A 13,956-nucleotide genomic window follows, 5' to 3' on the forward strand; every position below is an offset into this window, starting at 1 on the left:
GCTGAAAAGAGCGTTCGTCTCATTGTTACGCCCGGCCCATGGACGCGCCGGTGCTTAGCAAGCTATAAGTGAATCAGCAAAATTTGCTTTTCCACTGGTCTCATTCGCGGACTGCCTTTCCTGCGGGCCCGAAAGTACGACTGGCTGACAGAATGCCAATCTATTAATGAAAAACGATTTACTCAGCCTATATAAATTAAGATTGGCTCGTCATTAAGAAATGTACTTGATTTCTTTTTGACAACAAGAGGAGTACCATCATAATTTAAAAAGGTGAAGAGTGGCGGTAGCTGAACTTGAAACGATTTCTTTTCGTCAAGTACAGACTTTGGTGAAAAGTCTTATATTCAAACGCATTTCTTACGACGCAGCCCGTTCATTCGCTTTATTGAAGGTGTTCAGGCAAAGCCACATGGTGATGAATGCATAGGAGCTTGCCCCGAATATGAATGCGGTAGCCGGAAACGCACGCATGATGATGAATAACGGTACGAGGCAAAAGATGATCATGATGCTGGTAAGCGGATTGACGAGCATGAGCAAAAACGCATTTTTGACCACTTGGCTATTCGGGATATCGTAATGGACAAAAACCGGGAAAAGGTAAAAGAGAAACAGCACCACGAGCAGCATGAAGGCGAACAGTGGAATGTGCGTCCATGCCAGATCACCGCCGGCTGCCTGGATATACAGAACATCGAGTCCGATCAGAACAAGCATCAGCCAGACGAATAAGCCGAGCAGATTGCTTTTGATGAATTCCTGTCGGTAATAACGCCAGAATGTAGCAAACACGGGCATGCCGGCGTTGCCTTTCAGCCATTGCCGGATGACTGCGAAGAGAGCCGCTGTAGCAGGGAAGACGCCCAGCACAACAGCGCCCAGCAGGGAAAATGCAATCCATAACACATTCAAAAAAGCGAATTTGGCTATCCAGTCTACGACATTATAGAGAAAACTGCTGGTTGAATTCATGGAAACCCGCCTTATTATTAATTCTGACTTCAATGAAGTCATTTAACAGCATACACCATTTTCTGCAACTTAGGGCAACAAAGAAAAGATGTTGGAAAACTTTGTTTAGTTGATGGACAAACTAGTGTGGGATTGCTATAATCAAAATGAAAGCCTTTACATATTGCGGTAGAGGCTGGTACATATCCAAATCGGTTCATTAAACCATCCAGGAGGCAAAAAAATGACTTATTTCACGAACGTGGACAAGATTAAATTCGAAGGTGCTTCTTCAAAAAATCCATTTGCATTCAAATTCTATAATCCCGAAGAGAAAGTCGGAGGCAAGACAATGGAGGAAATCCTCCGTTATGCCGTCTCTTACTGGCATACATTTACAATGGATGGATCAGATCCGTTCGGTGCCGGCAGCATGCAGCGTCCATGGGACCAGTATTCCGGTCTTGACCTGGCGAAAGCCCGCGTCGAAGCTTCATTTGAATTCTATAATAAGATCGGTGTTCCGTTTTTCTGTTTCCATGATATCGATATTGCGCCTGAAGGCGATAATCTGAGAGAAACCAATAAAAACCTTGATACAATTGTCAGCCTGATCCAGGATCACATGAAAGACAGCAAAGCCAAATTGCTGTGGAACACAGCGAATAACTTTACCCATCCGCGTTTTGTGCACGGCGCTGCGACTTCAAGCAACGCAGACGTCTATGCATATGCCGCTGCAAAAGTGAAAAAGGGCCTTGAAATCGGCAAAGAACTTGGCGCACAGAATTATGTGTTCTGGGGCGGCCGCGAAGGGTACGATTCCTTGCTGAACACGAATATGAAACTGGAACTCGATAACCTTGCGCGTTTTTATCAGATGGCAATCGATTACGCACAGGAAATCGGTTTTGATGCCCAGTTCCTGATCGAACCGAAACCGAAAGAGCCGACAACGCATCAATATGACTACGACGTGGCAACAGCACACGCGTTCCTGCAGAACTACGGACTGGAAAAGCATTTCAAATTCAATATCGAAGCGAACCATGCAACGCTTGCAGGCCATACGTTCGAGCACGAACTGCATTATGCGCGCATCAATAACATGCTCGGTTCGGTGGATGCCAACCAAGGCGATCCGCTTCTCGGTTGGGACACAGATGAATTCCCGACTGATCTATGGTCAACGACACTTGCGATGTATGAAATCCTGCAGAACGGCGGATTGGGAAGAGGCGGCCTGAACTTTGACGCGAAAGTCCGGAGAGCATCATTCAAACCGGAAGATTTGTTCCACGCCCATATTGCCGGGATGGATGCATTCGCAGTCGGCCTCCGCGTTGCCCAGAGCCTGATTGATGATAACGTACTGGAAAACATTCTTGATAAGCGCTATGAAACATATACGACAGGCATCGGTCTTGAAATCGCGCAAGGCAAAACGGACTTCCATAAACTTGAGGAATACGCACTTGGCCTTGGTAATATCCAACAGGAATCCGGCCATCTTGAACTGATCAAAGCAACGATCAACCAGTATTTGCTGCAGGCGTTCGCAAAGTAAGCGTTTGTGCTGAAGCCGAAGGAGCGGTCACGATGAAGTATGTAATTGGAGTGGATCTGGGAACGAGCGCAGTTAAACTGCTGCTCGTGGACCGGGAAGGAAAGACAGTAGGCAGCGTGTCGAAATCATACCCGCTGATTCATGAGAAAACCGGCTACAGTGAGCAGGATCCGGCGCAGTGGGTGGAACAAACCACGGCCGGTCTGCTTGACCTTCTGAAAGAATTCGATGGCAAAACGGAAGATATCGAAGGCATCAGTTTTTCCGGACAGATGCACGGGCTCGTGCTGCTGGATGACCATAATGAAGTGTTGCGGCCTGCAATTTTATGGAATGATACCCGCACGACAGCTCAATGCCGCCGCATTGTGGATACAATCGGTCAGGAACGGCTGCTCGCAATTACCAAGAATCCGGCGCTTGAAGGATTTACCTTGCCGAAAATCCTGTGGGTACAGGAGCATGAGCCGGAAATTTTTAAGCAAGCGAAAACATTCGTGCTGCCAAAAGATTATTTGCGCTATAAGCTGACCGGCAATCTTCATATGGATTACTCCGATGCGGCCGGCACGCTGCTGTTGGATATTGCATCAAAGCGATGGAGCAACGATATATGTGAGGCGTTCGACATCAATCCGGATCTTTGCCCACCGCTTGTGGCATCCTATGAAGAGACAGGTACAGTCACGCCGGAATTCGCATTGGCTTCCGGTCTGCCGGAATCGGTACGCGTATTCGCCGGAGGGGCAGATAACGCATGCGGTGCAGTCGGAGCCGGAATTCTGGAAGAAGGTAAGACGCTGTGCAGCATCGGCACGTCCGGTGTTGTGCTATCCTATGAAGGAAGCGCCAATAAAGATTTTGAAGGCAAAGTTCATTATTTTAATCATGCGGCACCGGATGCCTATTACACGATGGGTGTAACACTCGCCGCTGGATACAGCCTTACATGGTTTAAAAATGTGTTTGCTGCTGATGAATCCTTTGATGAACTTCTGGTAGACATTCATTCGGTTCCTGCAGGTTCCGGCGGATTGCTGTTCACGCCATATGTTGTCGGGGAACGGACGCCGCATGCGGATGCGGCCATCCGGGCCAGTTTCATCGGTATGGACAGTTCGCATGAACGGAAGCATTTTGCCCGGGCGGTGCTGGAAGGCATTACATTTTCGCTCAATGAATCCATCGCCATTTTCCGCGAGCAGGGCAAACGCATTGATACCATCGTGTCGATTGGCGGCGGAGCGCAAAATGAAGAATGGCTTCAGATGCAGGCGGATATCTTCAATGCGGATATCGTCCGCATGAACAGTGAACAAGGACCGGGAATGGGTGCAGCCATGCTTGCGGCGTATGGCTGCGGCTGGTTCGATTCGTTGACTGAATGTGCGGAAGCGTTTTTGAAAGAAGATAAACGGTTCCGGCCGGACGAAAAGAATGCCGCTGTCTACAGCGAGCTGTTTGAGGTCTATCAGGACGTCTATGGACAGACAAGAACACTGAATGACAGACTGGCTGGGTTCCGCAAGTAACCATATTAGCAAGAGCCCTGACTGACCGGTTAGGGCTCTTCAGCATTCGGACCGGGTTTTTGGAATAATAGATGAAGGAGCGGATAGGATGAATTATCGTCAAATCGGCAATACAGATCTGAAAGTAAGTGAATTGAGTTTCGGCACGTGGGCAATCGGCGGTTCATGGGGCACGACGGATGATCGGGAATCCCTTAAAGCGCTCGATGTGGCCATGGACAATGGAGTGAATTTCTTTGATACGGCAGACGTGTACGGGGAAGGGCATAGCGAAGAGTTGCTTGCAAAAGCGACGAAAGGCAAGCATGATGAAATCCACATCGCGACGAAATTCGCCCGGGCCGGCGATATCAATGACCCGGCCGCCTATTCACTTGAAAACGTAACGAAGTATTGTGAAGCCAGTCTCCGAAGACTGGAGCGCGAATCGATTGATCTGTTCCAGATCCATTGCCCACCCCTTGAAATTTTGAAGCGCGGTGAAGTATTTGAAGCGCTGGACCGATTGAAAGAACAAGGAAAGATCCGCTATTACGGCGTAAGTGTGGAAACGGTTGAAGAAGGATTGTTTTCTATGGAACAGCCGAATGTCAGTGCCCTTCAAGTTATTTTCAATATCTTCCGCCAGAAACCGGCATTTGACCTGTTTCCGCAGGCCCAGGAAAAAGGCGTTGGCATTTTGGCCCGTGTGCCGCTTGCAAGCGGATTATTGACCGGGAAATTCCAGAAAGATGCAGCATTCGAAGCGGATGATCACCGGAATTTCAACCGGGATGGTGCCGCATTCAATGTCGGTGAAACGTTCGCTGGCCTGGAATTTAACAGAGGCGTCGAATTGAGCCGGGAACTTGCCTGGATTGCAGAAGGCAGAGGCAATATGACCCGTGCAGCGCTGCGATGGGTATTGGAACACGACGCTGTTTCAAGTGTCATCCCGGGCTTTAAAACCGTTGCGCAGGTGAAGGATAATTTAGCTGCACTGGAAGCACCGGCTTTTTCAAGAGAAGAAATGCAACGGCTGGAGCAGTTTTATCAGGAAAAAGTCCATGCGGAAATCAGAGGCGCTTATTGAGGTGAAATAAACCCTCAGTGCACGAAGCCTGCAAAGGGCATAGCAGAATATGAACCGCTGGGGATTTGAATAATGCCTCAGCGGTTTTTTGTTTTTGAAACTAGCCTGATAAATAAGCACTGGAGCCAATATATTAATTGGAAACACAGTTGACTTTCGTTTTTGCTGAAGCAAACAGGGTAGAGGAATAAAGAGGACTTAATAGCTGTAAATTGTACGATAATTACTTACATTATAATAATTATAATTTACACTTCTTTATTTATATGTTATTCTAGTTACATTATAATTATTATAAATAATAAAAGGGAGGAATTTATCAATGCTACCAGAAAATTTAACTCAAGCTTTAAACAATCAGTTCAATAATGAATTGCAGGCAGCCCATGCGTATAAAGCCATGGCAGCGTATTTTTCGGAAAGAGGGTATCACGGATTTGCCAATTTCTTTTTGGTTCAATCTCAGGAAGAGCATGAACACGCTATGAAATTCTATGACTTCCTTGTGACGATGTCAGAAAAACCTGAAATGCATGCATTGAATGAACCGAAGAACACGTTCGTCAGCGCGATGGAAGTTATGGAAAGTGCACTCGGGCAGGAGCGGAATGTAACCAAGCGTATCTATGAATTGGTGTCACTGGCTGATGAAACACATGAACATGCAACGCTTTCATTCCTTGACTGGTTTATTGAAGAACAGATGGAAGAGGAAAAAACGTTCCGGGATATTATTGCCCGCCTGAAAGGCATTACGGAAGGCGGCGAATACTTCCTGAAAATGGACGATGAATTCGCCACCAGAAAACTCGATTAATAATTGTTCGGCCGCCGGTTAATCCCGGCGGTTTTTTGTTGCGGAAAATGAGGCTCTTCACTAAAAATGTGCTTGATTTCTTTTTGACAACAAGCGGAATAGCATCGTAAGTTAAAAAGGTGAAGATTGAACTTAAAAGAAAGAGCGATAAGCGGCGACTCCAGCGGGATCAGCGGGCCGCCCTGGCAGCTGGCAACGCGACGTCCTGTCGCGCCAGCTGCATGACCCATTTCCTGTGGACCCGAAAGCGTCCGCTTAAAGTGATTTCTTCTTGTCAAGTACAGACTTTGATGAAGAGCGGAAAATGAAATTGTATGCAATTCTGATGTGAAGAGCCATTTAATATGCAGAAAAAAAGACTGACCCTCTTTCTTCAGCCAGTCTCATACTTCTTTAACAGCACCGATGAATTCTGCAGTCACGGAAGGTGTTATGTTGATTTTTAGATGTGCCTGTCCCTTCCTTGACTGCGGCTCCGGTTGCTATTCATTCATTACCCTCACTGAACCATAAAAAACAATTTAATTTAAATTGTCCGATTATTTCTGATGCCTCATTCTGTTTTCCGGAAAAAGCGGTATAATAAATGCAATCCAAAGTTTTACAATTGAAATGGGAAAGGCGGGAGCGGAATGGAATCCATTTTCGGAGCGGTGTTCGAGTTCATATTCGGAGGCATCCTGGAGTTGCCGTGGTGGGGGTGGCGCTCAGAAAAGAAATTGGACAGAAATATTGCTTCGCTGATGGAAGAGCCCTGGTTTGCCGCTTTGGAAAAGGATTACCGCTATGGGTTCATCATCCGGAATAACGAGGAATTGAGAAGGTACTTAGTGAAAAAGGAGAATGTTATCCGTCTTGCGAAGCACCCGGAGGAACAAGAAATGTTTACGATGCTCGTGAAGCAGGAGCATTTGAAATTCACCAGTCTCAAACCTCTCTGAAGCGGGAGAGATAAGATGGACCAAGGAAAGATAAAGCGTAAAATCCAAGTGGTCAGCATTGCGTCATACGATAGAAAAACAGCCATCCGGCACAGCTGCACCGGATGGCTTGATTTTTGCGAAGATGAAATATAGAAAGGCGGAAAACAACATGAGGATTAATCAGGAATTAGGCCGGGAAATCGTCAAACGGCTGGCTGAATATATTGATGTGGATATTAATATTATGGATCTTGATGGGCGGATTGTTGCCAGTACCGATTCTGCACGCGTGAATGAGCGGCACAGCGGTGCCATACAGGTGATTGAAACTGGTGAACCGCTTATTTTGAATCAAGAGACCCATCATCAGTACATAGGGACAAAACCAGGCGTGAATTTGCCGATTATCCACCAAGGAAATATAACGGGTGTCGTAGGCGTCAGTGGCAGTCCCGATGCAATCTTGCGGATTACCGGTCTCATCCGGGTTTCTGTCGAAATCGTGTTGGAACAGATTTATATTAAACAGCAGTCATTCTACAGGGAAAGGCAATGGGCGAACTGGTTCCACCAACTGATGGAACCGGCAGGGTACGATGAAACCAAACTAAGAGAAGAAGCACAGTACTGGCTGAAAAACAGCATTGATACAAAATGGAGAGTGCTAGTGCTAACGAATGTCAATGCTCAAAATATATTCGAGGAAATCCAGCTTGAACTTGCTGATACAAGACTTCAGCTATTATTTGCCCTTCCTTTTGCGGATGAAGAAATTATCATTGTTACGTCTTCACCGCTTGGGCAAGTCAAAAACTGGGCAGAGCAGCTGAATTTACAGGAAGGCCGGTTAGGAGTCGGAGAAGAAGGCGTTGGATTGGCGGGTATCCGGAAATCCTATAAGCAAGCAAAGCAGGCATTGGAATTTAACAAGGAACAGGAAAGAATTACGTACAGCAGTGACTGGTATCTTAAACGGCTGGCAGTCGCCTTACCGGACGAAGAATTCAACAATATCTGTGCTGTGTATGAAGAGCGGCTGAACAGTCTGGACCCGCTTTACATTCAAACGCTTACTTGCTATTTTGCGATGGACTTTTCCGTCAAAGAGACAGCAGACGCCCTTCATATTCATAGGAATACACTGCAGTATCGTCTGGAGCAGGTAAAGGAAAAAGTCGGGTTGCGGCCCCGCATATTTTACGATGCGTATATACTTCAGCTGATCCTTAACCGAATGCTCTAGAAATTGTGCAAATGCACAAAAACATGCGATTGAATTGTCAAACATTTCATCAATTCAGCCAATTGAAAGCGCTGCCAAATTTGGGTTTAATGAAGTCAATGACAATTGCAGGAGGAGGCGGCGCATGAAAATCGTAATTGCCCCGGATTCATTTAAAGGCAGTCTGTCGGCTGCAGAGGCTGCTGGTGCAATGGCTAAAGCAATCCGGCAAATAGACGGAGAGATCAGCGTGGTTTCAAAGCCGATGGCGGATGGCGGGGAAGGCACGATGGAGGCTCTCTTGACGGCAACAACAGGCAAACGCGTTCCGGTCACATGCACAGGACCGATTGGCGAAAAAATCAACACTTACTATGCGAGGATCGGAACCGATACAGCCATCATTGAAAATGCCAGTATTGCCGGACTTATTCAAGTGCCGGAAAGTTCACGAAATCCCGACTTCACCACCTCTTTTGGAATCGGTGAAGTGATCAAACATGCACTTGATCAAGGATGTACATCATTCATTATAGGGCTGGGCGGCAGTGCAACGAATGATGGAGGACTGGGAATGCTGATGGCTCTCGGAATGGAAGCCTGGGATGAAAACGGAAAGAAGCTCGGCGCATTCGGACAGGACTTGTTGAACGTAGATAGGATCAGCATGGATAAACTGGATGTCCGTCTCACATCCGTTGCCATACGTGTAGCAAGTGATGTGGATAATCCTCTTTGCGGTCCGAGAGGTGCTACTTATGTATACGGACCCCAGAAAGGCGCGCTTGAGAGGCAATTAGCGCCGTATGATAACGCGATGAGCAAATATGGAAAGCTCCTTGAATCAGAATTGAAAAGAAACTTTATGGATCAGCCTGGCGCAGGGGCAGCTGGCGGCCTCGGGTTCGCTTTCCTGTCTCTCGGTGCGCAACTCGTTTCAGGAGCAAAATTACTCGCAGATGCAATTGAAGTGGAAAACGAAATCCAGGATGCTTCACTCGTGTTAACGGGAGAGGGTCAAAGTGATGAGCAGACCCTTTATGGAAAAGCACCGGGTTATATTGCGGAATTAGCGCAAAAACATGGTGTTCCTGTGATTTTGATATCCGGCAGTCTTAGCGGGGATCTGACTAAGCTGCAGACAAGATTTGCCGGCTGCTTTTCCATTGTGAACAAGCCGATGCCGCTTCAGGAATGCATGGCCAACGCTGAACCCTTGCTGATTGAGCAAACAAAACAAATCATCAATGTGATAAAAAGAATTTCCAATTTAAAAGGAGAGTGACAAAGTGGAAGGATTTGGTCTGGTTTTACTTATTGCAGCAGGTGTACTTTTCGTCATATTCGCGACAGCAAAATTGAAGCTTCATCCGTTTTTATCCTTAATTATTGCAGCATTCGGCATCGGTATATTTGCGGGTCTCCCGCTTGCAGTCGTAGTCGAATCGATTAATACCGGTTTTGGCGGGCTAATGGGCGGAATTGGGCTTGTCATCATTTTCGGTACATTCATTGGTGTTATTCTTGAAAAATCAGGTGCAGCGCTTCGGATGGCAGAAGTGGTGCTGCGAATCATAGGTGAAAAGCGTCCACAGCTTGCAATGAGCCTTATCGGTGCCATTGTCAGCATTCCCGTATTCTGTGATTCTGGCTATGTCATTATATCATCACTTAAGAAAGCGCTTGCCAAAAAAGCGAATGTCACAATCGCTTCAATGGCCATTGCATTATCAACCGGCCTGTTTGCGACGCATACACTTGTTCCGCCGACGCCTGGTCCGGTTGCAGCCGCAGCGAATATCGGAGCTGAATCATATTTGGGAACAGTCATCTTGATCGGTCTCATCGTGGCAATTCCTGTCGTCGCCGCCGGATACTTTTGGGCAAGAAAAGTGGGACCGACTATACATATCAAGGAAGAAGGCAGTGTTGCTTTTGCCGACGATTACGATAAAATTGTTGCAGAGTTCGGGGAGATGCCGTCAGCTTTCAAGTCGTTTGCACCGATTCTCATACCGATTTTGCTGATTGGCTTGAGTTCTGTCACAACATTTGCAGGATGGGAAGGCACATTGGCCAATATTCTCCTGTTCATGGGCGCTCCGGTCGTCGCATTGCTGATCGGCCTGCTTTTCGCCTTCTTGTTGCTGCCAAGCTACGATGAAGAGACGCTCACCGGCTGGATCACATTGGGCATAAAAGAAGCAGCTCCGATTCTGCTGATCACAGGAGCGGGCGGTGCGTTCGGAACTGTCATTAAAGCGACACCGGTTGCGGATTTTATCCAAAGTTTCGGGGACAGCGCATTTTTCACCGGTGCATTATTCCTGCTTATTCCGTTCCTGATCGCTGCTGCTCTTAAGACAGCGCAGGGCTCATCGACTGCAGCCATCGTTATTACATCATCACTGGTGGCACCATTGCTATTGCAAGTAGGAATTGAAGGTGCAGTACCGCTAGCGCTCGTCGTTATGGCGATCGGTGCAGGAGCGATGGTGGTTTCACATGTGAATGACAGTTATTTCTGGGTCGTGAAGGAATTCAGCGGAATGTCTGTGACCCAAGCCTACAAGGCTCAAACAGCAGCAACATTGCTGCAAGGCATTGTGGCGATTGTAGTTACGCTTATCCTGTGGGTAATCTTAGTTTAACTTATTAACAAAAAACGCATCCGGCGCTGAATTGGCCCGGACGCGTTTTTTTTGTTTCATGTTTTATCGCAGCACGCCGTGCGGCAAAATGGCATGTACTCCTTTGACTCCATTGACCACTTGCGTGATATGCAAATCGACAGCGACACTCGATAGCGCTGCGGCTTCTGTTTTCGATACGCCGTACAATTCCTGCATATAAGTCACCATTTCATTAAGCGCGGTTCCGGCTGCACTGTTCAGGTCCTCGTGGAAGCCGAATGTCACCCAGCCGGCCGGCGTATTCGCACGCGGCAAAGCAAGAGAACTCCGTTCATGCAAAGTCAATGTAACGTCGACGAGCTCCATCGGGCATTCAATAGCGGTTCCGCTGCTTTCACCATCTCCTTGCAACGCATGGCCATCACCGATAGACAGCAGGGCACCCTCCACTGAAACCGGAAGAAACAGGCTGCTGCCTCTGACCAGTTCCTTACAATCGATGTTCCCCCCGAAGTAACCGGGAGGCGCAGTCCGATGCACGCCGGCTTCAGCCGGTGCGGTGGCGATGAGACCCATGAACGGAGAAAGTCCGGCATGGAAAGTCCGGCCGCCAATCTCGCAGCGAGCTGTCTGTGTGGCCGTATCCAGTCGCCAATCAAGCTGGATCCGCTCGTGTTCAGTGATGCCGAGTTTAGTATTCTGCCAGCTCGCGTTGCCGCCTGCCCAGTTGCGACCGTACCAGCCGGGGACAATATCATTCAGCCGAATTTCGAGCACCATGCCCGGCTTTGCCCCTTCCACTGCAATGGGTCCGACGAGTGGGTGCCCCGGTTTTTCTTCCTGTTCCCGGGAGCCGAAAATGATCCGTTCCTGATCCGGATGTGCTGAATAGCCCCATTGGATGTCTGGTGTTGTCAGCCGCAGGGAGTCTCCTGAGGCCACAGTAAGAATCGGGGAATAGGTATTACTGAATGAGCCGTGTAAATTCTGTTCAGTTAATTCGATAATATGGTTCACTACAATTTCTCCTCTGTATATGTAGATTCCTCTCGGATAATCCGGATATTTTCTGCGTGGCTCTCTTCTGTGAATGATGAAGGGAAACCATGTTCCTGTGCGAGACGTGCAAGAGCTTGCTCATCTCCGGACACTGCCGCTTTTTTCAGCCGGTCCAGATGTTGGAGCGACTGCTCGATTCTTCTCTGCATCTCCTGCCGGTCTTCCGTATGCCGGCCGTGGCCGGGAATGAGCAGACAAATCGCATGGTTGTCTAAAATGGTTTGCGCTTTTTTCAATGTGTCCTCGTAAGCGTTAGCGCTATGGTAAATAAAAGGCAGTTCGAAGTCTGACAGGTAGTCACCAGCCAAGAAGACTCCGGCTGAATCAATGACCGTGAACAGACTGTCGGCCGAATGGCCAGGTGCTTTATAAAATGTGAGAGTGACTGAACCGACTTGGATTTGTTGACTGTCTTCGGAAATCACAATATCAGGCTGCGGGAACTCGATCGGATAAGATCGAGTTATGTAGTAGGTTTGATCAAAATCCCGGATCAGCTGCAATTTCCGTTCTTTTTGTGGATGCCGAAGCAATTCTTCACTCGCAATGACAATCGTATCCGGAAAGGCCCGATAGCCGATGATGTGGTCAAAATCCCCATGCGTAAACAGCAAATAGCATGCCTTGTTTCCTCTGATTTTGTTGACATGCTGCTGAATTTCTTCAATTTCAGCCGGCAGCGTATTCGGATCGACAATCAGAACAGCATCATCCCATTCAATAACAGTTGATGTTGTTTGGAATAAGGCGCTTTGGAATACTGTGGTGCCATTGACCGTGTAACGCCGCAAGCACATGCACCCCCCTTGATGACGGTTATAAGTATGAAGATTATTTTACTACAGTGGTAGTCAGTTCACCATAAGATGTTAGCAAAGCCCAGGGAAACGGGTATGAAGAAGTAACAATTATTTGCGTTTTTGAAAACTTCCAGAGAAATGAGGCAAAAGCATGCAGCAAACCCAATTGAAACGTGTCAGTGTAATCGTTCCCGTCTATAACGCAGAAGCACACCTCCATTACAGCGTAGCCAGTATCCTGAAGCAAACATATAAAAACATCGAATTAATTCTGATCAATGATGGTTCTGCTGATGACAGTGGTCGGCTATGTGAGAACTATGCCGAGAAAGACACGCGGGTGAAAGTGATCCATCAGGCCAATGCAGGTCCTTCCGCCGCACGGAATGCCGGGCTTGAAGCGGCAACAGGTACATATATCCAGTTTGCTGATTCGGATGATTTTCTTGAGCCTGAAATGACAGAGAAACTGGTACGTGCAATGAGGTCTGACACACAGCTGGTGATTTGCGGATACAAAGACGTACTGTGGAATGGGAGTGACATCATTTGCCTTAAAAGCTCTAGTTTTAAGAAAGCGGGTACTTACAGAAAATTTGAATTGCTGCCTTGGTTCGGCGAACTCTTTAAGGATTATTATATTCATTTCAACTGGAATAAACTCTATGATGCTGCCCTTATACGAGACATGGGAATTGTCTTTGATCAGGAGATCATCCGGGGAGAAGATCTGCTGTTCAATCTTAATTACTTGGACAGATGCCATGGCATCAATATCCTTCCTGAGGCCCTGTACAATTATAGCCACTCCAATGATCAGTCCATCACAAGTATATTCCGGCCGAATCTGTTCGAAAACCAGCAGATGCTGTTGGCTGAGGTCCGAAGTTTTTTATGCAGGAATCAAGTGTATTCCGGGCAAAACAAAGAATCCATTGAAAACTTTTATCTGATGCGCATTGAAGCCTGTTTCTCAAATCTGTTCCATCCAAACAGTACCCTCTCAGCAAGATCGATCAAGAAGTACATGGAAGAAATCATTTTCGATAAACAGGTGAATGAGAGCGTCTTGTATTTACAGCGGTGTGATTTTGAGAAGAAATTACTTGGAAAGTTAATCAGGAGCAGAGCGATCGACGTTCTCTATGGTTATTATTATGGGAAAAGTCTATTGAAAAGACGAATGCAGGCTTTTAATGTCGCTCCAAGAAAATGGGTGTGATTTTTCTGGATCGCCTCTCCCTGTTTCCCTGCTTATCCAGCCGGGTCTCAATGGAACCGGACAAACGATTTTTCGTATAACAGGGAACAGAAAGGGGGAGAGGGGAATTAAAAAATCACCCTGTCCTTTTATTCCTGAGACACCTGCTGAAAAAG

The 13,956-nt window shown here is 47.2% G+C and carries 12 protein-coding genes; 9 read left to right on the top strand and 3 right to left on the bottom strand.

The window, feature by feature from the left end:
- Positions 1–360 precede the first annotated feature (360 nt).
- Positions 361–975: a YesL family protein gene (locus B0X71_RS04140; RefSeq protein ID WP_077588265.1), complete on the bottom strand. Its 615-nt coding sequence runs from the start codon at positions 973–975 to the stop codon at positions 361–363.
- Between the two features lie 223 nt (positions 976–1,198).
- Here B0X71_RS04140 and xylA point away from each other — a divergent pair, with 223 nt between their 5' ends.
- From xylA to B0X71_RS04180, 8 genes are all read left to right on the top strand, one after another.
- Positions 1,199–2,521 (top strand): xylose isomerase, encoded by a 1,323-nt coding sequence (xylA, locus tag B0X71_RS04145; RefSeq protein WP_077588266.1) that lies wholly within the window; start codon positions 1,199–1,201, stop codon positions 2,519–2,521.
- 32 nt (positions 2,522–2,553) lie between these two features.
- Complete coding sequence (gene xylB / locus B0X71_RS04150; protein ID WP_077588267.1) at positions 2,554–4,053, top strand: xylulokinase; 1,500 nt, start codon at positions 2,554–2,556, stop codon at positions 4,051–4,053.
- A gap of 88 nt (positions 4,054–4,141) precedes the next feature.
- On the top strand, positions 4,142–5,125 hold the full coding sequence (locus B0X71_RS04155) for an aldo/keto reductase (protein WP_077588268.1): 984 nt from the start codon (positions 4,142–4,144) through the stop codon (positions 5,123–5,125).
- 322 nt (positions 5,126–5,447) lie between these two features.
- On the top strand, positions 5,448–5,942 hold the full coding sequence (locus B0X71_RS04160; RefSeq protein WP_077588269.1) for a ferritin: 495 nt from the start codon (positions 5,448–5,450) through the stop codon (positions 5,940–5,942).
- A 632-nt stretch (positions 5,943–6,574) separates the two neighbouring features.
- Positions 6,575–6,883, top strand: a complete 309-nt coding sequence (locus B0X71_RS04165) for a hypothetical protein (protein WP_077588270.1) — start codon at positions 6,575–6,577, stop codon at positions 6,881–6,883.
- Between the two features lie 151 nt (positions 6,884–7,034).
- Entirely contained in the window at positions 7,035–8,108 is a 1,074-nt protein-coding gene (locus tag B0X71_RS04170; RefSeq protein WP_198038684.1) for a CdaR family transcriptional regulator, read from the top strand.
- A 124-nt stretch (positions 8,109–8,232) separates the two neighbouring features.
- On the top strand, positions 8,233–9,372 hold the full coding sequence (locus B0X71_RS04175; RefSeq protein WP_077588272.1) for a glycerate kinase: 1,140 nt from the start codon (positions 8,233–8,235) through the stop codon (positions 9,370–9,372).
- A gap of 4 nt (positions 9,373–9,376) precedes the next feature.
- Positions 9,377–10,738 carry a GntP family permease gene (locus tag B0X71_RS04180; protein ID WP_077588273.1) on the top strand — a complete coding sequence of 454 codons (1,362 nt, stop codon included), beginning with the start codon at positions 9,377–9,379 and terminating at the stop codon, positions 10,736–10,738.
- Positions 10,739–10,801: 63 nt separating this feature from the next.
- Here the strand turns inward: B0X71_RS04180 and B0X71_RS04185 are convergent, their stop codons facing one another.
- A complete protein-coding gene (locus B0X71_RS04185) occupies positions 10,802–11,737 on the bottom strand; it encodes an acetamidase/formamidase family protein (RefSeq protein ID WP_077588274.1) in 936 nt (311 codons plus the stop codon).
- The gene (locus B0X71_RS04190) at positions 11,737–12,570 is read right to left on the bottom strand and encodes an MBL fold metallo-hydrolase (protein WP_232336782.1); all 834 of its coding nucleotides are present in this window, start codon (positions 12,568–12,570) and stop codon (positions 11,737–11,739) included. Before B0X71_RS04190 ends, B0X71_RS04185 begins: the two co-directional genes overlap by 1 nt.
- A gap of 160 nt (positions 12,571–12,730) precedes the next feature.
- On the opposite strand from B0X71_RS04190, the gene B0X71_RS04195 reads away from it, so the two are divergent.
- Positions 12,731–13,801: a glycosyltransferase family 2 protein gene (locus B0X71_RS04195; protein WP_077588276.1), complete on the top strand. Its 1,071-nt coding sequence runs from the start codon at positions 12,731–12,733 to the stop codon at positions 13,799–13,801.
- Positions 13,802–13,956: the final 155 nt, after the last annotated feature.

This window comes from Planococcus lenghuensis, from assembly GCF_001999905.1.
GTDB classification, from domain to species: Bacteria; Bacillota; Bacilli; order Bacillales_A; family Planococcaceae; genus Indiicoccus; species Indiicoccus lenghuensis.

What these genes read in the sequence shown, in the direction of transcription:
- B0X71_RS04195 (WP_077588276.1), top strand. Translation starts at nt 12,731, where the DNA reads ATGCAGCAAACCCAATTGAAACGTGTCAGTGTAATCGTTCCCGTCTAT.
- B0X71_RS04165 (WP_077588270.1), top strand. Translation starts at nt 6,575, where the DNA reads ATGGAATCCATTTTCGGAGCGGTGTTCGAGTTCATATTCGGAGGCATC.
- B0X71_RS04175 (WP_077588272.1), top strand. Translation starts at nt 8,233, where the DNA reads ATGAAAATCGTAATTGCCCCGGATTCATTTAAAGGCAGTCTGTCGGCT.
- B0X71_RS04155 (WP_077588268.1), top strand. Translation starts at nt 4,142, where the DNA reads ATGAATTATCGTCAAATCGGCAATACAGATCTGAAAGTAAGTGAATTG.
- B0X71_RS04140 (WP_077588265.1), bottom strand. Translation starts at nt 975, where the DNA reads ATGAATTCAACCAGCAGTTTTCTCTATAATGTCGTAGACTGGATAGCC.
- xylA (WP_077588266.1), top strand. Translation starts at nt 1,199, where the DNA reads ATGACTTATTTCACGAACGTGGACAAGATTAAATTCGAAGGTGCTTCT.
- B0X71_RS04170 (WP_198038684.1), top strand. Translation starts at nt 7,035, where the DNA reads ATGAGGATTAATCAGGAATTAGGCCGGGAAATCGTCAAACGGCTGGCT.
- xylB (WP_077588267.1), top strand. Translation starts at nt 2,554, where the DNA reads ATGAAGTATGTAATTGGAGTGGATCTGGGAACGAGCGCAGTTAAACTG.
- B0X71_RS04160 (WP_077588269.1), top strand. Translation starts at nt 5,448, where the DNA reads ATGCTACCAGAAAATTTAACTCAAGCTTTAAACAATCAGTTCAATAAT.